A 20521-nucleotide genomic window follows, 5' to 3' on the forward strand; every position below is an offset into this window, starting at 1 on the left:
TCGCTCAAGGGAAGAAAGAATAGCGAGCAAAGTACAACAATTTTGCAAAAAATACAAATTAATCCGCCATTCAAAATAAGCGCTCAGCACAAACAGAAAATCAATTCAAATCCAAAGAAAATCGAGCAAACCCACATCGCTATATAAAAATGTTAGGGTAGACTCCAAATCTTTAATTCAATATCTAGCCATCATGAGCATTCAACTAAAAACCGAAATTCGCAAACAAGCGATCGAATCTTTACAACGCTATTTTGATATCAATATGGAAGAAAGTTTAGGCAATCTTCCCGCCAATGCCCTGCTCGACTTCATACTGGAAGAAATCGGGCCGTGTATCTACAATCAAGCCGTCCGCGATGCTCAAGACCATTTACTCACTCAAGTGCAGGAAATGGACATTGACGTTCACGCCGATGAATTCAGTTATTGGAGTAATCGCAAAAAACGGTCTTAATCAATTTTTCACTGCATAGATGTCGGCGCTCCGCCGCAGAGAGCGCAGAGAAAAACTTGGTTTCTGCTTTTCTCTAAGCCGCCGGCCCCTTTGCGACTCACTTGCGCTCAATCAAAGTGCAAAGAAGATGTTGGAATTTATCCTACAAACTCGGACAATTCTTGACGCACTCCTTCCGCTAAGGAATACTCATGCGGTGCCTAACAATTGACTGAACCACTTAGCGAATAAACATGACAGGCACTCAATTTGATTCTGAAGATCTGATCAAAGCATTATTGCAGCTTTGCAAACAGCTAGAACGCGCCTGGAAAATTGAGGACATACTCAATGCCTACGCACCTGTTGCCATCGAGATTCTGGGCTACCCACATGTATGGCTCGCCCTGTTTAATGAGAGACCCGGCATCGTATCGATTGTCAGTCATCTCAGCGGCGGCATAGAATCCGAAACGTCGCGCTTAATTCAAAGTATAGACATTCCCATCGCGGGTGATCCCATGATAGAAGAAATCATGGACGCAAATCATGTCGTGATAGTCGAAGATGCGCGTACCGATCCACGTACTAATAAAGAGATGGTCGCTTTATTACATAACAGAACAATCATCAATGTTCCACTCATACTCGCCGACCAAAAATTAGGTTCATTAGGCCTTGGGACTTATGGCGATGTCGAGGGTGTGCGCCCACCACAAGCCTGGCAATTAGAATTCATGCAGGCGATGGCCGGTCACGTCGCAGTTGCATTGGACCGCGTTAAGTTTATACAAGCCCGACAACAAGCCGAAGATGCTTTACATGCCTCCGTCGAGTTTGCCAATAGCCTGATCCATGCGATGCAAGATGGATTTTCTGTAATAAGTCCTCAAGGACAACAAATTGAAGTCAATCCTTCATTGTGCAAAATGACAGGATTTAGTCGTGAAGAATTGCTCGGTCATGGCACGCCTCACCCGTATTGGCCTGAAGAAGAAATAGAAGCAATACAAATCGCAATGGACGCCTTGATCGCTGGTGAGTTTAAAGAGCTTGAATTAGTATTCATGCGTAAGAACGGCGAGCGTTTCCCTGTGTATATGAATCCTTCGCCCGTGCGGAACAAAGACGGCAATATCGTCAATTACATCGCCACCATTAAAGATATCTCAGAACGTAAAGCAGCGGAGAATGTCATCAAGTTTCAGGCAACGCATGACGAGTTAACAGGATTGGGTAACCGGCGCGCCTTTGAACACCTACTCGCTAAGCTGTTTGATCAAACCCGGGAAAAATCACAACAGCATGTTCTTTGCTATCTGGATTTAGACGAATTTAAGGTTATCAATGACACTTGCGGTCACGCCGCTGGTGATGAGCTCTTGCGCCAGGTCGCACAATGCTTTAGTAGCTCCTTGCGTGCAGAAGATGATTTATGTCGTATAGGCGGCGACGAGTTTGGCATGATTTTGCACCATCAAAGCGTAGAGCAAGCTTTACAAATCGCAGAACGTTTACAGAATAATTTGTCGACTTTTCGCTTTCAATGGCAGGATCGCACTTTCGCAATTGGCGTCAGCATAGGCATGGTGATGTTGAACCAAAATAGCGAGAGCGTAGGCTCACTTTTGCAGTCTGCCGATAGTGCATGCTACGTCGCCAAAGATGCAGGACGCGGACGTATCCACGTCTATGCCAGCGATGACCCGGCACTCGCCCAACGCTACGGGGTCATGGAATGGATTAGCCGGATAGAAAACGCATTAGCTCGCAATTTATTCGTGCTATATGCGCAGCCAATTGTGGATATCATGGCACCCCAGAACAAGGGCATCCATTGTGAATTTCTATTACGTATGCAGGGTAGTAAAGGAGAAATGATCGCACCGGGTGCTTTCATGCCTGCCGTAGAACGCTACCATTTGGCCGCCCGGGTTGACCGCTGGGTAGTGCAAAACGCCCTAGCGTGGATGACAGAGCATAGGGACAAAATTCAGCTTTGCTCAATTAATTTATCAGGTCAAAGTTTAAGTGACAAAAATTTTCTCAATTTTGTACAAGCCCAAATTGCGGCATCCCAATTGCCGTGCGAAAAAATTTGCTTTGAAATCACAGAAACCGCCGCCATAGGCAATCTCGACTTTGCCAAGAATTTTATGCAAACACTGAGTGCCCTAGGCTGTCAATTTTCACTCGATGATTTTGGCAGTGGCTTATCGTCTTTCGCCTATTTACGTACCCTGCCCGTGAATATTTTAAAGATCGACGGACAATTTATTCACGACATAGAAACGAACCCAATTAACTTAGCGATGGTGAAATCGATTCATGAAATCGGCTGTCTGATGGGTAAAAAAACGGTTGCTGAATTTGTCGAAAATACAGCAATTTTAGATTTACTCAAAGACTTAGGTGTGCATTACGCGCAGGGTTATGGCGTCGGCTACCCTATGCCTTTAGATCAAATTTTGGTACGAAACTGATCTCCACCTTGCAACACCCACATTCAAGCTCCGAATCACTGCTGGTTTATTCATCCAACATAATGTTGCCTCATTCTATGGTCGATAAGGCTTGAATATGATGATCTTGTATCGAAGTGAAAAGTGCGCTTTTTACAAACTCACTATGCATAAATAACAATCATAGAATTTTTCTCTGTCGGGTAAAATCGCATATCATGTGGTGCTAATTTTTTAGATAATTTCGCAGCCACATTTGAAACAAATTCTGAGTTTAGTAAAACCGGATACCATAGGATTAATGTAAGGATTCTCGCTATGCGCAAACGCCTGCCGCCGCTATTCGCGTTACAAGTATTTGAGGCAGCTGCACGTCATGGCAAATTTAACTTAGCGGCGCGAGAATTAAAATTAACGCAAAGCGTGGTCAGTCGTCAGGTCAAACAATTGGAAGATTGGTCGGGTCTATGTTTGTTTTCACGCCACGGCCCACGAGTAGAATTAACCAAGGAAGGTCAAGATTTACTTGACCGCCTCAATGCGCCACTCAATGCCTTACATGCGGCGGTCTATTCAAACGCTGAAGTCGAACAAAAAACACTGCAAATTAACACGCTGGCCTCAGCAGCTTTGACGCTCTTATTGCCACAATTAGCGCAGTTCAGATTGGCACATCCCGATATTCGTACCAGCATTCAAGCCGATTACGCACTAACGAGTTTGCCACCGCAATTGGCCACGGTAGCTATTCGTTTTACCAGTCGTCCTGATCCGACTTTAAAATCACACTTATTAATCAACGATCGTTTGGTCGTAGTTGGCACCGCCGAACTAGTAAAAAAATTGGGGAAAAATCCCGCTAAATGGCCCGCCTCGCAGTTATTACGACACACCCATATGGATTGGTCGGCATGGACCAGTTCACAAGACTTAGCCACACAGCTAGAAGTCGATGGCTTGGAATTTAATGACGCTGTCATATTATTAGATGCAGCGAAACGTGGCCTGGGCTTAGGTATTTCCCGGCTCTCAGTGGCATGGGAAAGTTTAGAGAAAGGCGAACTGGTACTGGCATCCAATCATGTTTGCAACTCTCCCCTTAATTTTTACCTGATGTATCGCTATGACTGCGCGGACAATCCGGCCATTCGCGCGTTTACTGACTGGGTGATTGAAGCCACCAAAGTCTGGGAAAAACGCCTGCAACAATACGGTAAAAAAACTAGCAAGAAAACCTCTCAGAACACATTCAAAAGCTAAACAAAATGAATAATTCCCTCGATTACAGCCTGCAAGACATGCAATCTTTATTGCAGAAAACGACAGACATAGTGCTCGATCAATATGCCAGACTAGCCCAACAAAAAGGCTTTCATGCGTTTGAACAGAAAGAAGTAGCGTCTTGGTTTGACGAGCCATTGCCATTGGCGGGTAGCGATGCACTCGATCTTTTGCAGCTCGTCAAAGAGCGCGTGCTCGACACCGCCACCGGCAATCTCGGCCCGAACATGTATGCCTATGTGATGGCGGGTGGCAATCAAATATCGACTATCGCTGATTTCTTGGCGTCGACCATCAACCAAAACGCAACCAAATGGCATCTAGGGCATGCCATGACCGAAATCGAAAAACGTGTTGTGTCGTGGACCGCAGACATGGTCGGCTTCACACCCGAAGCTGGCGGTGTCATGGTAAGTGGTGGTTCAGCAGCGACCTTGACCGGACTGACCGTCGCCCGCAATATATTTTTCCGCAAACACAATGTAAATAAAAACGGCCTGTTTGGCATGAACCCCTGCACCGTTTATTGCAGCAAAGAGACCCATAGCAGCACCGATAAAAGTGTTTCTTTACTGGGCTTAGGTACGAATAATTTACGTAAGATCGTGACCGATAGCGATTTTAAGATCGATCTCGCCGCTTTGGAACAACAAATAGCCACCGATATCGCGGCAGGTTTCACGCCTTTCTGTATTGTCGGCAATGCTGGCACAGTCAACACAGGCGCCATTGATGATTTAAGCGCACTTTCAAAAATCGCAAAGCAACACGGTATGTGGCTGCATGTCGATGGTGCTTACGGTGGCTTGGTGTCATCTCTTCCTGAACTGAAAGACAAATACTCGGGAATGGAACTAGCGGATTCCGTGGCGCTCGATTTTCATAAGTGGTTGTATCAACCGTTTGAAATTGGCTGCACTTTAGTCCGTAACTGGGAGGTCTTAAGGGAATCCTACTTCAAGCAAGCCGACTATCTCGATACTTCCTTAGAAGCAAAAAGCGACCGCTTAGAATTTAACGAACATTACTTCCAGCTCTCACGCAACGCCAAAGCGTTCAAGGTCTGGATGTCTTTGAAAGCTTATGGCTTCACAAAATTTCAGGCCATGATGCAAAAAGATTTGGATTTAACGCGTTATCTGGAGAGACAAGTCATCGCTGCACCTGATTTTGAATTGAAATCGAAGAGTGATTTAGCAATCGCTTGCTTCCGCTATATCGGCCAGGATTTGCCCGCCGAGAAAATTATCGAGATCAATCAAAGACTGATTCCCGCGCTAGAAGCCGATGGACGGGTATTCATCACAGGCACGCGTTTAAATGGTGAATTTGTCCTGCGTGCCTGCATCATCAACCATCGCAAAACAGAGGCATCTATTGATTATTTGTTAGATGTGATACGCGATGTGGCGTCTACTTTGATTTAATAAATCACTTTGCAAGCACTGCAACTATCTAGTAGCGAGTTGCAATAACTCACGAAATTAACTATGACTGATATACAAATACGTAATGCACTAAACAGCGATGCCAAAGAAATCTGCTCAATTTACAACCCCTATGTTTTGACTACGACCATCAGCTTTGAAGAATCGCCTGTCTCTATCGAAGAGATGGAGCGCAGAATCATCGACAACACTCGTACCTTGCCTTGGTTGCTCGCGTGTAGTGGAGATGTTGTTCTTGGTTACGCCTATGCGACAGCCTGGAGAGCCCGCAGCGCATACCGTGCATCGGTAGAAACAACCGTTTATGTTAGCGATCAGCATGCACGCAAGGGCATAGGATCCATGTTATATCGGGAACTAATTCATCAATTACGAAAGCATCAAATACATTGTGCCATAGGCGGTATTGCCCAACCTAATATTGCCAGCGAGGCCTTACATCAAGCCTTGGGATTCGAAAAGGTCGCTGAATTCAAAGAGGTTGGCTACAAGTTCGATCGCTGGATCAATGTCGCCTATTGGGAGCTATTGCTGTAGCTACTCAGGTACTATCGCCGTCACCTCAATTTCCACACGGGCTCGGTCTTCGATCAAGCCCGCCACCTGTACCGCCGCCATCGCTGGAAAATGTTTACCAATGACATCGCGATAGGCAGCACCAATTTCTTTATACGCTGCCACATATTCTTTTTTGTCGATCACATACCAAGTCATACGCACGATATGCTCAGGTTTAGCGCCGCCTTCAGCTAAGACCTCAACAATATTTTGCAAGGCTTGGCGCGTTTGTCCGGCGATGTCATCGCAATGAAATTGCTCTTGCCCATCCCAACCTATCATGCCACCTACGCAAATCGTGCGTCCTGTGGCAGCGACGCCATTGGAATAGCCGCGAGGCCGGACCCAGCCCGGTGGTTGTAAAAAATCCATATTCATTCCTTTCGATTTTTGTTCTCAGATCTAGCGAGATGACGCCATCAAATATTTCTGCATGTGTTCGCGTAACCTAACTGGTAAAGCGATTGCTTTGCGCTCTTTGACCTGCGCCATCACCAACACGAGTTGGGCTTTGAGTCGTAGATCTTGTTCTTGCCCCAACATTTGAACTTCTACCGTCGCCGAAGCTCGTCCTAATTTAATTACGCGCAACTCGGCCACCAATTCATCACCCATTACACTGGTTTTGACGAAATCCGTTTCTATATGCACAGTTGGCAAACCTATGCCCTGCACCATGTGCATTTCATGAAAACTCATGCCCAAAGCTTGCGCACACCAGTCTTCCACTACGCCATTGATCAATTCAAAATAGCGCGGATAAAATACGATGCCTGCTGGATCACAATGGGCAAAACGAATGCTGATCGGTGTGCTAAAGACTAAGCTCATGGATAGGCTTCCTTGTAATCTTTCAACATTTCCCTGGCAATAATCAGTTGCTGCACCTCGGTCGCGCCTTCGTAAATGCGCAATGCGCGGATCTCGCGATACAGTCTTTCTACCGGAACTTCGCTCATCACACCCATGCCGCCAAACATCTGCACGGCCGCATCAATCACTTGTTGCGCACCTTCGGTCGCGACCATTTTCGCCATCGCGGCTTCTTTAGTCACGCGCTGCCCTTGATCACGTTGCCATGCCGCGCGATACACAAGTAAAGCGGCGCTATCTATCGTCGTCGCCATCTGCGCCAGCTTGGCTTGCGTCAATTGAAAATCAGCCAGCGTTTGCCCAAACATTTGGCGACTGGTGGCGCGCGCCATCGCTTCGTCTAAAGCACGACGTGCAAAACCTAATGCGGCGGCGGCAACTGAAGTGCGGAACACATCGAGCGTCGCCATTGCCACTTTAAAGCCTTGTCCGCCTTCTCCTATACGCTGGCTAACTGGAATGCGGCATTGATTGAATTTCAAACGCGCTAAAGGATGGGGCGCGATCACGTCGATACGCTCAGCAATTTCAAACCCTTCGGTGTCAGCATCAACGATCAAAGCTGAAATCCCGCGCGCTCCCGCCGCCTCACCCGTTCTGACAAATACCACGTAAAAATCGGCGATACCACCATTCGAGATCCACGTCTTTTCACCTTCCAGCACATAATAGTCACCCTGCGCATCGTGTACCAAAGTTGCAGCACATTGCATGGCAGCGACATCGGAACCGGCATTCGGTTCTGATAAGGCAAAAGCGGAGATCAATTTGCCTTGTCCGACTTTTTCTAGATAAGTGGCTTTTTGTTGTTCGCTACCGAATAAGCTAATTGCGCCAGTGCCCAATCCCTGCATGGCAAACGCGAAATCAGCTAAACCCGAATAACGCGCCAAGGTTTCACGCAATATGCAAATCGCACGCGTATCGATCACGTCTTGATTCGCACCGTAAGCTTTGCCACCTATCGCATTCTTAAGCCAACCTGCGTCCCCAAGTTGTTTGACTAAATCGCGACAGGCTTGATCGACATCATTCCCGTGGGTTTGATGCAAATTCTGGCTCGCCCAATTGTCTAATTCGGTTTGTAATTGTCGGTGTTCTTCGTTGAAGAAAGGCCAGCTTAGGTATGCAGTATCTGACATGTGTTTCCTGTTATTTTTACGAGAGAAAATGATTAAGCATCATTCACCATCTTTTATTATTTAATTCTATTTCAAGCCACGAAGCCCCTTCTCCCGCAAGCGGGAGAAGGGTCGGGGATGAGGGTGTTTTAGCTGGTCGCAAAGTTCATTAAATTCCGACACTCCATTTTTCAACTCTGAGCACACAACTCATCAATCTGAACCGCCCTCACCCCAACCCTCTCCCGCTTGCGGGAGAGGGAGTTTAAAACGTTTCCCATAGATCGGTCAGCCACGCTCTATGCGTTGGCGGCGCGGCTTTCACCCGCCCTACATCTTAAGTTCATCATCAACCTATGCAGAGAAAGTCAATTCCAGGGACGCAGTACAAGGCGCAAACCGCAGCAATCCGTTGGTATTGCGAGAATTTGCAACGCCGTAATGCGCCCTGCAATTGGATTTAACTTTAATTACCCTCAAACTTTGGCTTCTCTTTTTTAACAAACGCATGATAAGCCCTATGAAAATCATTGGTCATCATGCAAATCGCTTGCGCCTTCGCTTCTGCGTCGATCGCCTGATCGACACTCATATCCCATTCTTCATGCAACATTTTCTTGGTCATCGCATGGGCGAATGTGGGGCCATTTGCTAAATTATTGGCATAAGTTTGCGCGGCGCTGATCACTTGTTCGGGTTCGCTTAATTGATTAAAAAATCCCCAACGTTCGCCCTCTTCGCCTGACATGCTTCGACCGCTGTACAACAAATCAGCGGCACGCCCTTGGCCTATGATGCGTGGCAAGATCGCACAAGCGCCCATGTCACAACCGGCGAGTCCAACGCGTGTAAACAGAAACGCGGTTTTGCTGCGACTTGTTCCGATTCGTATATCGGATGCCATTGCAATGATCGCTCCCGCACCGGCGCAGATACCGTCCACCGCAGCAATGATAGGCTGAGGACAGGCGCGCATGGCTTTCACCAGATCACCGGTCATTTGTGTGAAGCGAAGTAAGCCTGGCATATCGAGTTCAGTCAATGGCCCGATGATTTCATGCACATCACCACCCGAACAGAAATTCTCACCAGCGCCCGTGATCACGATGGCTTTGATATCGTCGGCATAACACATCGCGCGAAACAATGCACGCAATTCTGCGTAGGAATCAAAGGTTAAAGGGTTCTTACGCTCAGGGCGATTTAAAGTAATCGTCGCGACCTTATCCTTGACCTGATACGCAAAATGCGTGGCCTGATAATTCGCCAAGTTTTGATGATTGCCTGGTAAATCGCTGGCTTTTCCATTGAGATAGTTCATATTATTCTCATTTATCGTATTAATCGTCTGTATCAATGCACAACCACTCTGCTTGCATTTCATTTTTCTCGATCATTTCTGAAATCACTTTTTCAATGACGTCTCGATCCAATCGCTCTACAAATAAATCTGGCGGTAACACATATAGACTTGGCACGGAGTCAGATTTCTTTTCGTAGGGCCAACTAAATCTAGCAAGTGGTAAGAAATCGAAAGTCCATACATTTAATGCGTATCTCCGTCCATCATCTAATGTCACAGAGATATTGCAGAAATTTTCAGTACTTCTATTTGCAGGGTGTTCAGGATCCTGACCATCTTCTATCTCTAACCACAGATGAAACTTATTCATAATTAATCCAAGGTAAAACTAAACCGTATCTTCTTTGCTTGCCGCACTCAAATCCGACTTAACACTCGACAACAAGCTAATCATTTGATTTTTTTGTTCTGCATCCAAGCCAGAAAACAATTCAGCCACCCACGCTTCGTGCACACTGGCCATGGTTTTAAATGCCTTACGTCCGGCAGCTGTGAGTTTCACGCTATAGGCACGTCGGTCTTGCTTATCCGTTACACGCATGACCAAACCTTCTTGCTCTAACTGGTCGGTGATGCCCGTGATATTGCCACCGGTGACCATCATGCGCTTAGATAATTCGCCCATACGCAAGCCATCGGGATGACGTTCAAGTTGTGCCATCAAATCAAAGCGCGGCAAAGTAATATCAAATTCTGCCCGCAAGCGATTGCGGATTTCATTTTCTATCATGACTGTAGTCGATAACATGCGCAGCCATAATTTTAAAGACTGATGATGATCTTGGGTTAAACGTGTTTCCAGATCAAAAGTAGCGTCGCGCTCACTCATCACATCACCTCGCCACCAGCGACTGCGATAGCCTGACCATTTTGCGATGCGCTCGCAGGCGAACAGAGCCAGAGCACGGCATCGGCGACTTCTTCAGGTTGAATCAGCCGTTTTTGAGGATTCCCTGCCGCGAGTTCTACACGCGCTTGCTGTTCGCTGCGTCCGGTTTTTGTCATGATGTTAGCAATCGCATCGCGCACGATATCCGTTTCGGTATAACCGGGGCACACGGCATTCACCGTAACTCCTTTTTGTGCCACTTCTAAAGCGAGTGACTTAGTTAAACCGATCACCCCATGTTTCGCGGCTGCATAGGCTGCAACGTAGGCATAGCCTTTCAATCCTGCTGTGCTTACGACGTTCACAATGCGGCCCCATGATTGCGACAGCATGGCGGGCAAAGCTTGTTGCGTACACAAGAACGTGCCAGTCAGATTGACCGCCAGCATTTGCTGCCATTGCGTTTCTGTCGTCTTTAAAAATGGCGCAGAGCTTGCCTGCCCTGCATTATTAATCAAGATATCGACAGTGCCGAATTGCTCCACGGCTTGCGCAAAGCCAGTCGTGACCGAAGTGCTATCGCTGACATCCATTACGACGGCTTGAATCAATCCAGCCTCGCTCAACTGCTGTACGGCCGTTTGCAAGTTCGATTCAGTACGTCCGGTGATCGTCACTTTGATCCCTTGCGCTAACAATGCCTGTGCAATGGCGTAACCTATGCCGGTCGCACCGCCGGTAACGACCGCATGTTTTCCAACCAATGCAGGATGAAAGAAATTCATATCAGCCTTCCAATAATTTTGCTGCAATTTCTTGCGGACTCATGCCACGACTGGCCGCTGCGACTTGACGCTCACGATCCAGATTGCGTTCTAATTGCAACTTACCGGCGATGTACTGCTGCGGCCAATTGATATTGGTAAATCCTAGTTTGGCCGCTTCGTGCAAAGTCCAGGCAGGGTCTGCCAAATGTGGCCTCGCAATCGCGCACAAATCGGCGCGACCCGCGGCGATAATACTATTCACATGATCGGCTTCAAAAATCGCACCGACAGCAATCGTGGCGATCTGCACTTCATTCCGAATCCGATCTGAGAATGGCGTTTGGAACATGCGTCCATAAACAGGTTTTTCTTGTTTGCTGACTTGGCCTGATGAGCAATCGATCATGTCGGCACCCGCTTGCTTAAACAGTTTGGCGATTGCCACAGCGTCATCCGGCGTGATGCCTCCGTCCACCCAATCGTGCGCCGAGATACGCACCGACATAGGCTTTTGCGCTGGCCAAACTGCGCGCATTGCTGCAAATACTTCCAAAGGATAACGACAGCGATTCTCCAGGCTGCCACCGTATTCATCATCACGCTGATTCGTCAGTGGAGAAATGAAGCTCGATAGAAAGTAACCGTGCGCACAATGCAACTCCATCCAGTCAAAACCAGCCTGATCAGCGGCAATAGTCGCTGCGACGAATTCATTCAAGACTTGCGTCATTTGCGCTTTTGTCGCTGCTTTAGCGACTTGCGACACGCCTTGTAAATATTGTTGATCAGAAGCCGAGATCAAAGGCCAATTATCGGAATCCAATGGCTGATCGATACCATCCCAAGCACGTTTGGTGGAGCCTTTAGCACCTGCATGACCAAGCTGCACCGCGATTTTGGCATCGCTGTTGGCGTGCACGAAATCAACGATGCGCTTCCATGCTTGTGTATGTTCTGGCGCATACAAGCCAGGGCAAGCCGGTGTGATTCTGCCCTCTGCCGAGACGCAAGTCATTTCAGCAAACACCAGACCTGCACCACCCATCGCACGGCTACCGAGATGCACTAAGTGGTAATCCCCAGCGACGCCATCGACAGCTGAATACTGCGCCATTGGCGACACCACGATGCGATTTTTCAAAACCACATCACGTACTTTGAAAGGCGTGAACATGGGTGGAATCGTCTGCTTCGTGCTGGGCATCTCGACGCCTGCTTTAGCGAAGGCTTGCTCCGCAATCCAAGTTTCAAAACTCCGCACATAACTTGCATCGCGCAGGCGCAAATTCTCATGCGACAAACGCTGGCTACGTGTCAGCATCGAGTAGGCAAATTGGGGCGCTTGCATCGCGGTATAGCGATTCACGTTTTCAAACCACTCCATGGAATTACGCGCTGCGCTCTGTATCTTCAGCACTTCAATTGCACGCACTTCTTGATACGCATCCATTACCGCTTGCATGCCTTTGGCACCATGCTGTGTAAAACAATCAGCGAGTTCAATCGCGTCTTCGAGTGCAAGCTTGGTACCTGAGCCTATTGAAAAATGCGCCGTGTGTGCAGCATCGCCCATTAAAACGACAGGCACATTCTTGCCATTGATGTGATTTTGATGCACCCATTGCTTGCAAATAATGCGCGGAAATTTAATCCAACTCGCCGAGCCACGCAGATGACTAGCATTACTCATCAAGGCATTGCCGTCCAAATACTTCGCGAATAACTTTTCACAAAACGCGATGGCTTGCGCCTGATCCATTTGATCGAGTCCCGCTTTCAACCACACATCTTCTGGGGTCTCGACGATGAAAGTCGCCGTATCACCATCGTATTGATAAGCATGCGCTTGAAACCAGCCATGCTCGGTTTCTTCAAATGCAAAAGTGAAGGCAGAAAACAATTTCTTGGTACCGAGCCAGACAAAGCGACATTTGCGCGTATCGATATCGGCTTGGTAAGTCGACTCATACCTTGTACGAATTCGGCTATTCAAACCATCACTAGCAATCACCAAATCAGCATCGTAGCTTTGTGCTAAAACTTGATCATCCTGTACATCGGTTTCAAATACCAATTCCACACCTAATTGTTCGCAGCGCTCTTGCAGAATATTCAGTAAGCGTTTGCGACCAATACCGCAAAAACCATGTCCTCCCGAGGTGACAACCTGACCTTTAAAATGGACATCGATATCATCCCAATGATTGAAGGCTTGCAGTATGGTTTTGGCAGTTGCTTCATCCGCCTTCACCAAATTCCCCAAAGTCTGATCGGAAAACACCACGCCCCAACCGAAGGTATCGTAGGGACGATTGCGTTCAACCACCACAATACGGTGCTCTGGATTTTGCTTCTTCATCAGCAAAGCAAAGTACAAACCTGCGGGACCACCGCCTATGCATAGTATGTTCATGTTTTTATAGCTTCGTTTTTTGTGCAAACTTGGTTCAACATAGATCTCGTAGAGCGGATGCAAGCCGCGCTGTTCAAGTGCTCGGTGTGTTGGCGGCGCGGGTTTCACCCGCCCTACAACTCAATTGGTCAGCTTTAACTTAAATCGTTGGACTTTGCCAGTCTCAGTTCGAGGCAAGGCATCTTTGAATTCGATACAGCGCGGATATTTGTAAGGTGCGACATTGGCTTTGACGAATTGCTGGATATCGCTGACTAAAGCTTCGCTCGCCAAAGGATCACGCGCCTTCGATGTATCACGCAAGACCACAAAGGCTTTGACGATTTGTCCACGCTCTTCGTCGGGTAAGCCGATCACCGCACATTCGGCGACTTCGGGATGTTTCAGGATGATCTCCTCCACTTCAGGTCCTGCAACGTTGTAACCTGAGGTGATGATCATGTCGTCGGTGCGGGCGCGATAATGGAAATAGCCTTCAGCATCCATTTCGTAGGCATCACCGGTCAGATTCCAACCATTCAAAACATAATTTTTTTGTCGGTCGTCAGCCAGATAACGGCAACCCGTCGGCCCTTTCACCGCCAGCCTGCCTGTCACACCCACCGGCGCTGGATTACCGTTCTCGTCAAGAACACAAGCTTGATAACCCGGAACCGCTTTACCGGTCGCTCCTGAACGTGCATGCTCACCCGCTGCGGAAATAAAAATATGCAACATCTCTGTTGCACCTATCCCGTCTATCATGATCAGCCCCGTCGCAGCTTGCCAAGCTTCGCGTGTGGCTGTCGGTAAAGTCTCGCCAGCCGACACCGTTTTTTGTAGCGATTTCAATGAAAAATTCGGCACCATAGGCAGCATCTGACGATAGAAAGTCGGCGCGGTAAAACAAACCGTGGCCTGATATTCGTCTATCGCTTTGAGTAAGGTTTCTGGCGCTAACTTTTCCAGCAACACGGTAGTGGCACCAATCCGCAGTGGGAATAACAATAAGCCACCCAAACCAAAGGTAAATGCTAATGGTGGTGTGCCAATAAAGGTATCACTTGGCTGTGATTGCAAAATCGAACGCGGGAAGCAATCACAAATCGCCAACACATCGCGATGAAAGTGCATGGTGCCTTTGGGCATACCGGTTGTGCCCGACGTGAAGCTGATCAGGCAAACGTCCTCGGCATGCGTATCGATCGCGGTGAAATTGATTGATTTGGACGCCATCAATTGTTCGACCGAACCAGCAACTTCAGAATTAAAAATTGTTATCTGCTGCAATACCGGACTCAAAGTCTGCGCGCTTACCAATTCTTCTTGCAGCGCCGCTGAACACAAGGCCGCAGAGATTTGCGCTTTATCGATAATCACGCTCAACTCTTTGGCGCGCAACAATGGCATAGTCGGTACCGCTACGCACCCCACTTTCCACACTGCCAAAATACAGGCGGCCATCATGGGATTGTTAGCACCACGTAGTAACACGCGATTACCAGGCACAAGATGCATCTCATCGACCAAGACATGCGCAATCTGATTCACTTTCGCGCATAGCTCGGCATAAGTCCAGGTCACACTGGCACTACGTATAGCGATTTTATCGGCAAAGCCTTGGGCGCTGATGTCTTCTAAAAATGCATAGGCGCAATTCAGGCGCTCTGGATACTGTAATTCGGGCAAATCAAACAGCAAATCCGGCCATTGTTCAGGTGGCGGCAAATGCTCGAAGGCGAAGGTATCGACATGGGCAGATTGCAAAAATTGCTTAGACATCAGTCAGTCTCCATTAATTGATTGGATATTTTTGATTTTTATTTAGTTTTTATTCAAAATACCGCGATAGATAAATACTTTAAACCTAAACTATTTAAAGGTAAAGTAATTAGTCACATCAATAGGGCTTACGCAAAATTGCGATGGCTAGGCGTGGAGCCGAAGACAGTGCAATTGCACGGCGAGGCGAACACAACAACGCCAGCGTCTGTTTTGCGTAAGTCCGAATCAATAAAACAACTATTTGCTCATACCCAAATTAAAGATAGATTTCTCTTCAAGCTTCAGAGCCAATTAAAAAACTTTCTCAATCAAGCTCAAAATGCCCTTAATTCAATCTATCTCGACTAAAAATTAAGGTATATTCAGCACCTATTTCATCCATTGAGCAGAAGTGGCTTACTTCTGTATAAAAAATTAATGCGTCTTCTCTATTCTTTAGCCTGGTCTCTCGCCCTCCCCTTCGTCCTCTTACGTTTGTGGTTACGCGGCAAACAAGAACCCGGTTATCGACAACACATTGCTGAACGCTTGGGCTGGTATCCACACACAAAGACACAAAAAACCATCTGGGTGCACGCCGTCTCTGCTGGCGAAACCCGCGCCGCGGAACCCATAGTCCGAGCGCTGTTGGCGGCCTATCCAGAACATCATATTTTGCTGACCCACATGACGCCGATAGGTCGAAGTACGGGTCAGGCTTTATTTAGCAATGTCGCTGATCGCCTCACCCAAGCCTTTGTGCCCTACGATATCAATTGGATGATACGGCGCTTTTTGCACCACTTTTCTCCCACCATCTGTATCTTGATCGAGACCGAAGTCTGGCCGAACCTGATTGCACAATGCAAGGCATCAGCAATTCCAGTGACATTAGTAAATGCGCGCCTGTCCGAACGTTCACTTAAAAAAGCCCAACGTCTGTCCAGTCTCATGTTGCCCGCCGCACAGGCAATTGACTATGTAGCGGCGCAATCGGGTCCCGACGCCGAACGCTTGCGCGCGCTCGGTGTTCGTGATTTATGTGTGACCGGCAATATGAAATTTGACGTCAGCCCACCGCCCTTGATGGCCGAACGTGGCGCCAAATTGCGCGCTTATTTTGCGGATCGTCCTGTATTCATTTGCGCCAGTACGCGCGAAGGTGAAGAAACATTAATCATTGACGCTTTCACGCAATTGCAATTGCCTCGTGCCTTATTAATTATTACGCCGCGCCATCCTCAGCGTTTTGATCAAGTCGCCGCCTTATTAAGCCAGCATCAATTACGATTTGTACGACGCTCTTCCTTAGATTTAGATCAGTCTGCTTTACCTATTCCTAGCGACACTCAGGTATTTTTGGGTGATAGCATGGGCGAGATGTATATGTATTACGCTGCCAGCGATCTCGCTTTTGTTGGAGGTAGTTTAGTCCCTCTGGGTGGGCACAATCTGATTGAAGCTTTTGCCATGAGTCGCCCGGTTTTGACTGGCCCGCATACGTTTAATTTTTCCGAGATTACCGAACAAGCGATTATTGCTCACTGCGCGCAACGCGCCAATGATGCCGGGGATGTCATGCGTCGCGCTCAAAGCTTACTCGACGATGTAAGGACACGCACACAAATGGGCGCCCAAGCCCATGCATTTTTCTTGCAGCATCAAGGTGCAACAGAAAGAACCATGAAAGCCATTGCACCACTCATACGCTGAAGTCCACTGAACCTAGCCATTTTTATGGGAGACGCCGCCATGAAATCGTTTTACCAATTCGCAATCACCAGCTTACTACTCAGTTTTAGCGCAGTCACTTTTGCGGCATGTCCGCCCGACGGCAAGACGCAAGAAAAATTACTGGCTCTAAAAGAAAGCAAATGGCAAATCGCTGACGCACAACAACGACAGCAAAGCGCGCTCGCGCTACTCGATTGCTTAGCTAGCCCTGATCCCCAGTTACGCGATGAAATAGCGTTTGAGGCGCTGTCGTTTTGGATGCGTGGCGAACTACTCTCCAGCGACACCTTACATGTCATTCGTCAACGATTACAGACTCAAATCTCCATGCCCCCGGCGGCAAACGATCCTGGATTTCAGCAGCCATTTGCGGCATTAGTATTGGCTGAAGTGGCGCGTGTCGATAGACGCAAAGCTTTCATGAACGAAGAACAAAGGCAAGACATGGTCAGCAAGGCCGCGCACTATTTAAGCCATGTGCGCGACTATCGCGGTTACGATGAAAAACAAGGCTGGCGTCACGGCGTGGCGCATGCGGCCGATTGGATGATGCAACTCTCGCTCAATCCGGCGCTCAACAAATCCCAACATAGCATGATGTTAGAAGCACTGGCACAGCAGATTCGAAACGATCAACACTTCTATCAATATGGTGAAAGCGAACGCCTGATGACGCCGGTATTTTATTTGGGATTACGCTCGGCACTGACGACCGAAGAATGGGATAACTGGTTTGCTAGTTTATTACTGACTTCACTCGACTTAAAGAAAACGACACAAGCAAGCCTGGCACGCAAACATAATTTGACCGCATTTTTTTCGGCACTCTATCTGAATCTTCAAGAAAGTAAGCAAACTGCTTTGCAAGAGAAATTTTTACCGCTCGTCATCAAGTCTTTGAAAAAACTAAATTAAATTAAATTAAGTTAAACACAACTGAGTTCAATTAAGTTGAACTAAAGAACAAAATAAGCATCTTAAACTGTCAGCTTTTTGACCTTAAAAAATTTTATTTTGCATTATCCAACTATCAAGAAAAATCATTTGGAGGATCAGGTATGAAACGCACTATTCCCTTGAACGCAATCGCGCTCGCCTTAGTCACGGGTTTCGCGGCTAGCGGCGCAGCCTATGCTGGCGATGGCAAATTGACTTTAGAGATGCTGTATCACCCAGAACAAAAACAAAATTTCAATGCAGCGCCGATGACGCGCTTATCGTGGGACAATCAAAACCGCCTGATCGAATCCAAGGTCAACAAAGGCGCGGCCGAGCTTTTTGTTATCAACCCAACGACTTGGGAAAAAACCGCCTTGCCCGCCGACGGCAACGTGCTAAATATTCTAAAAGCGGCCAAGATAGATGAAAAAGAAATCACTAAACTCGCGGATCAATTAAGCGCGAGGATTAAACCAGAAACAAAAAGTTATATCTTCACTTACAAGAACGATATCTGGTTACTCGATCTGAACGCGGCTAAAGCGCGTGCTCTAACGAATACACCGAACGAAAAAGAAGATGAAGCATTATTGTCACCGGACGCAAAAACAGTTGCCTACTTAAAAGGCAATGATATGTATGCGACTAATGTCGCGACCGCCAAAGAAAAACGCCTGACGACTGGTGGTAGTGAAACCATTTTCAATGGTCGTTTAGATTGGGTGTATCAAGAAGAAGTCTATGGTCGCGGCGATTTTCGCGCATTTCGCTGGGCACCTGATTCTAAAAAATTGGCCTTCTTAAGTTTTGATGAAACCAAAGTACCGGTCTACACTTTAAGTGGTGATCATGCTCAACCAGTCAAAACCGATCGTACCCGCTATCCTAAAGCCGGCGATTCCAACCCCATCACCAAACTCGGGGTGGTAGATCTGAATGGCAAAATCAGCTGGACCCAAGACCCTTACGCAGGCAAAGAAACGCTAATCGTACAAGTTGACTGGACGCCCGATGGTCGCCTCATGGCCGCTTGGCAGGATCGCGTGCAAACTTGGCTGGATCTGCGCATTTATGACGCCAAACTCAATAGCAAAGCGGTAGTTAAAGAAACCAGCCCGGCATGGACTGAGCGTCTGCCTCTGCCTCACTTCTTGAAAGACGGCGGCTTCATTTGGGAATCTAGCCGCACCGGTCATCACCATTTATATCACTACGACAAAGACTTCCAATTAATCAAAGCGGTCACGCAAGGTGATTGGGACGTACGCGCAGTGCATGGCGTAGATGAAGCCAAAGGCCGCGTGCTATTTTCCGCCAACGAGCGCAACCCTATCGGTAACGATGAATACAGTGTCAATCTCGACGGCAGCAATTTCAAACGCCTGACCGAAGAAAAAGGCACGCACATGGTGCGTTGGAACAAAACCTTCACTCACTATGTAGACAGCTGGAGCAGCATGACCCAGACGCCAAAGCAAGCGCTGTTCACCGACGCTGGTGTGCAAGTGAAATTGGTGGATGATGCAGGTGTACCCGCTAAAGTCAAAGATCTGCAATTGGCAACGGTAAAGCACCAACAAGTCAAATCACGCAATGGCTTCTTGATGGAAAGTGTCTTGTTCTTGCCGCCGAATTTTGACGCGACTAAGAAGTACCCGGTGTACCAACATTTATATGCGGGTCCGATGGCGCCACAAGTACGTGATCAGTGGAGTGCCAATTTGTACTACCACTTCCTGGCGCAACAAGGTTATGTTGTATGGATCATGGATAATCAGAGCGCCAGCAACAAAGGCGTATCGAGCGCCTGGCCTATTCATAAAAAACTCGGTCAGCTAGAGTTACAAGATCAGTTGGATGGTTTGGACTGGTTGCGTCAACAAGGCTTTGCCGATATGGACCGAATCGCCTTAAATGGTTGGAGCTATGGTGGCTATTTCACCTCCTATGCAATGACCCATAGCAAAGCTTGGAAAGTCGGCTTTGTTGGTGCACCTGTAACCGATTGGCGTTTCTATGACAGCATTTACACCGAACGCTACATGGGTCTTCCCCAAGAAAATGCCGAAGGTTACGACAAAGGTTCCAGCCTGAAAGCAGCCAAAGATTTGAGCGGCAAGATCATGATCATGCACGGCACTATGGATGACAATGTACATCCACAAAACACTGTCATGTTTATCGACGCGCTGGCCAAAGGCAATAAAGACTACAGCTTGCAACTCTACCCAGGCCAAGGTCATGGCGTCGCCGATGCTTGGCAGAATTGGTCAATGCAAAAAGCGAAGTGGAAATTTTTGCAGGACAATTTGTAAGACTTAGCATCTTTCCTAGCATAAAAAAATGCCAGCAGCGTAAAACCTGCTGGCATTTTTTTTAGCGCTACAAGTAACGCGAGTGTGCAACTTTGCCCCTTACGGCTCATGCCTCTGATTCTGCACTTGGTCGGAATCCGCGTTGTCGAAAGACGGCTTAGGCTTATAGTTCGCTCACTTGCATTATTCCTGCTAAAGCGAGAGCAACGCATCTTCATCTCGACCTGGCCATACTAACT

17 protein-coding genes are annotated in these 20521 nt (G+C 47.6%); 8 read left to right on the plus strand and 9 right to left on the minus strand.

Going from position 1 to position 20521, the window contains the following annotated elements:
* Positions 1-193: 193 nt before the first annotated feature.
* The 5 genes from AC1RR2_RS09185 (at position 194) to AC1RR2_RS09205 (ending at position 6164) form a co-directional block, all read left to right on the plus strand.
* Positions 194-457 carry a DUF2164 domain-containing protein gene (locus AC1RR2_RS09185; protein ID WP_493221949.1) on the plus strand — a complete coding sequence of 88 codons (264 nt, stop codon included), beginning with the start codon at positions 194-196 and terminating at the stop codon, positions 455-457.
* 233 nt (positions 458-690) lie between these two features.
* Positions 691-2919, plus strand: a complete 2229-nt coding sequence (locus tag AC1RR2_RS09190) for a putative bifunctional diguanylate cyclase/phosphodiesterase (RefSeq protein WP_493221950.1) — start codon at positions 691-693, stop codon at positions 2917-2919.
* 297 nt (positions 2920-3216) lie between these two features.
* Positions 3217-4158 carry a LysR substrate-binding domain-containing protein gene (locus AC1RR2_RS09195; protein ID WP_493221951.1) on the plus strand — a complete coding sequence of 314 codons (942 nt, stop codon included), beginning with the start codon at positions 3217-3219 and terminating at the stop codon, positions 4156-4158.
* Between the two features lie 5 nt (positions 4159-4163).
* Positions 4164-5606, plus strand: coding sequence for a pyridoxal phosphate-dependent decarboxylase family protein (locus tag AC1RR2_RS09200; RefSeq protein WP_493221952.1), 1443 nt, complete (start codon positions 4164-4166; stop codon positions 5604-5606).
* A gap of 63 nt (positions 5607-5669) precedes the next feature.
* Positions 5670-6164, plus strand: coding sequence for an arsinothricin resistance N-acetyltransferase ArsN1 family B (locus AC1RR2_RS09205; protein WP_493221953.1), 495 nt, complete (start codon positions 5670-5672; stop codon positions 6162-6164).
* Here AC1RR2_RS09205 and AC1RR2_RS09210 read toward each other — a convergent pair whose 3' ends face one another.
* From AC1RR2_RS09210 to AC1RR2_RS09250, 9 genes are all read right to left on the minus strand, one after another.
* The gene (locus tag AC1RR2_RS09210) at positions 6165-6557 is read right to left on the minus strand and encodes a RidA family protein (protein WP_493221954.1); all 393 of its coding nucleotides are present in this window, start codon (positions 6555-6557) and stop codon (positions 6165-6167) included. It abuts the gene before it with no gap.
* A gap of 30 nt (positions 6558-6587) precedes the next feature.
* Complete coding sequence (locus AC1RR2_RS09215) at positions 6588-7016, minus strand: acyl-CoA thioesterase (RefSeq protein WP_493221955.1); 429 nt, start codon at positions 7014-7016, stop codon at positions 6588-6590.
* The gene (locus AC1RR2_RS09220; RefSeq protein WP_493221956.1) at positions 7013-8200 is read right to left on the minus strand and encodes an acyl-CoA dehydrogenase family protein; all 1188 of its coding nucleotides are present in this window, start codon (positions 8198-8200) and stop codon (positions 7013-7015) included. Before AC1RR2_RS09220 ends, AC1RR2_RS09215 begins: the two co-directional genes overlap by 4 nt.
* Before the next feature lie 445 nt (positions 8201-8645).
* Complete coding sequence (locus AC1RR2_RS09225) at positions 8646-9500, minus strand: enoyl-CoA hydratase family protein (protein WP_493221957.1); 855 nt, start codon at positions 9498-9500, stop codon at positions 8646-8648.
* A 19-nt stretch (positions 9501-9519) separates the two neighbouring features.
* Complete coding sequence (locus tag AC1RR2_RS09230) at positions 9520-9852, minus strand: hypothetical protein (protein WP_493221958.1); 333 nt, start codon at positions 9850-9852, stop codon at positions 9520-9522.
* Positions 9853-9870: 18 nt separating this feature from the next.
* The gene (locus tag AC1RR2_RS09235) at positions 9871-10371 is read right to left on the minus strand and encodes a MarR family winged helix-turn-helix transcriptional regulator (protein WP_493221959.1); all 501 of its coding nucleotides are present in this window, start codon (positions 10369-10371) and stop codon (positions 9871-9873) included.
* On the minus strand, positions 10371-11156 hold the full coding sequence (locus AC1RR2_RS09240) for an SDR family NAD(P)-dependent oxidoreductase (protein WP_493221960.1): 786 nt from the start codon (positions 11154-11156) through the stop codon (positions 10371-10373). The genes AC1RR2_RS09235 and AC1RR2_RS09240 overlap by 1 nt, the downstream gene beginning before the upstream one ends.
* A 1-nt stretch (position 11157) precedes the next feature.
* Positions 11158-13551, minus strand: a complete 2394-nt coding sequence (locus AC1RR2_RS09245; RefSeq protein WP_493221961.1) for a bifunctional salicylyl-CoA 5-hydroxylase/oxidoreductase — start codon at positions 13549-13551, stop codon at positions 11158-11160.
* Positions 13552-13671: 120 nt separating this feature from the next.
* A complete protein-coding gene (locus AC1RR2_RS09250) occupies positions 13672-15312 on the minus strand; it encodes an AMP-binding protein (protein WP_493221962.1) in 1641 nt (546 codons plus the stop codon).
* A gap of 420 nt (positions 15313-15732) precedes the next feature.
* Here AC1RR2_RS09250 and waaA point away from each other — a divergent pair, with 420 nt between their 5' ends.
* The 3 genes from waaA (at position 15733) to AC1RR2_RS09265 (ending at position 20282) form a co-directional block, all read left to right on the plus strand.
* Positions 15733-17007: a lipid IV(A) 3-deoxy-D-manno-octulosonic acid transferase gene (waaA, locus tag AC1RR2_RS09255; RefSeq protein ID WP_493221963.1), complete on the plus strand. Its 1275-nt coding sequence runs from the start codon at positions 15733-15735 to the stop codon at positions 17005-17007.
* A gap of 39 nt (positions 17008-17046) precedes the next feature.
* Complete coding sequence (locus AC1RR2_RS09260; protein ID WP_493221964.1) at positions 17047-17943, plus strand: DUF2785 domain-containing protein; 897 nt, start codon at positions 17047-17049, stop codon at positions 17941-17943.
* A gap of 143 nt (positions 17944-18086) precedes the next feature.
* Complete coding sequence (locus AC1RR2_RS09265) at positions 18087-20282, plus strand: S9 family peptidase (RefSeq protein WP_493221965.1); 2196 nt, start codon at positions 18087-18089, stop codon at positions 20280-20282.
* The last annotated feature ends 239 nt before the right edge of the window (positions 20283-20521 follow it).

The organism is Undibacterium sp. GW821-FHT11H02 (genome assembly GCF_058808015.1).

What these genes read in the sequence shown, in the direction of transcription:
- AC1RR2_RS09185 (WP_493221949.1), top strand. Translation starts at nt 194, where the DNA reads ATGAGCATTCAACTAAAAACCGAAATTCGCAAACAAGCGATCGAATCT.
- AC1RR2_RS09190 (WP_493221950.1), top strand. Translation starts at nt 691, where the DNA reads ATGACAGGCACTCAATTTGATTCTGAAGATCTGATCAAAGCATTATTG.
- AC1RR2_RS09195 (WP_493221951.1), top strand. Translation starts at nt 3,217, where the DNA reads ATGCGCAAACGCCTGCCGCCGCTATTCGCGTTACAAGTATTTGAGGCA.
- AC1RR2_RS09200 (WP_493221952.1), top strand. Translation starts at nt 4,164, where the DNA reads ATGAATAATTCCCTCGATTACAGCCTGCAAGACATGCAATCTTTATTG.
- AC1RR2_RS09205 (WP_493221953.1), top strand. Translation starts at nt 5,670, where the DNA reads ATGACTGATATACAAATACGTAATGCACTAAACAGCGATGCCAAAGAA.
- AC1RR2_RS09210 (WP_493221954.1), bottom strand. Translation starts at nt 6,557, where the DNA reads ATGGATTTTTTACAACCACCGGGCTGGGTCCGGCCTCGCGGCTATTCC.
- AC1RR2_RS09215 (WP_493221955.1), bottom strand. Translation starts at nt 7,016, where the DNA reads ATGAGCTTAGTCTTTAGCACACCGATCAGCATTCGTTTTGCCCATTGT.
- AC1RR2_RS09220 (WP_493221956.1), bottom strand. Translation starts at nt 8,200, where the DNA reads ATGTCAGATACTGCATACCTAAGCTGGCCTTTCTTCAACGAAGAACAC.
- AC1RR2_RS09225 (WP_493221957.1), bottom strand. Translation starts at nt 9,500, where the DNA reads ATGAACTATCTCAATGGAAAAGCCAGCGATTTACCAGGCAATCATCAA.
- AC1RR2_RS09230 (WP_493221958.1), bottom strand. Translation starts at nt 9,852, where the DNA reads ATGAATAAGTTTCATCTGTGGTTAGAGATAGAAGATGGTCAGGATCCT.
- AC1RR2_RS09235 (WP_493221959.1), bottom strand. Translation starts at nt 10,371, where the DNA reads ATGAGTGAGCGCGACGCTACTTTTGATCTGGAAACACGTTTAACCCAA.
- AC1RR2_RS09240 (WP_493221960.1), bottom strand. Translation starts at nt 11,156, where the DNA reads ATGAATTTCTTTCATCCTGCATTGGTTGGAAAACATGCGGTCGTTACC.
- AC1RR2_RS09245 (WP_493221961.1), bottom strand. Translation starts at nt 13,551, where the DNA reads ATGAACATACTATGCATAGGCGGTGGTCCCGCAGGTTTGTACTTTGCT.
- AC1RR2_RS09250 (WP_493221962.1), bottom strand. Translation starts at nt 15,312, where the DNA reads ATGTCTAAGCAATTTTTGCAATCTGCCCATGTCGATACCTTCGCCTTC.
- waaA (WP_493221963.1), top strand. Translation starts at nt 15,733, where the DNA reads ATGCGTCTTCTCTATTCTTTAGCCTGGTCTCTCGCCCTCCCCTTCGTC.
- AC1RR2_RS09260 (WP_493221964.1), top strand. Translation starts at nt 17,047, where the DNA reads ATGAAATCGTTTTACCAATTCGCAATCACCAGCTTACTACTCAGTTTT.
- AC1RR2_RS09265 (WP_493221965.1), top strand. Translation starts at nt 18,087, where the DNA reads ATGAAACGCACTATTCCCTTGAACGCAATCGCGCTCGCCTTAGTCACG.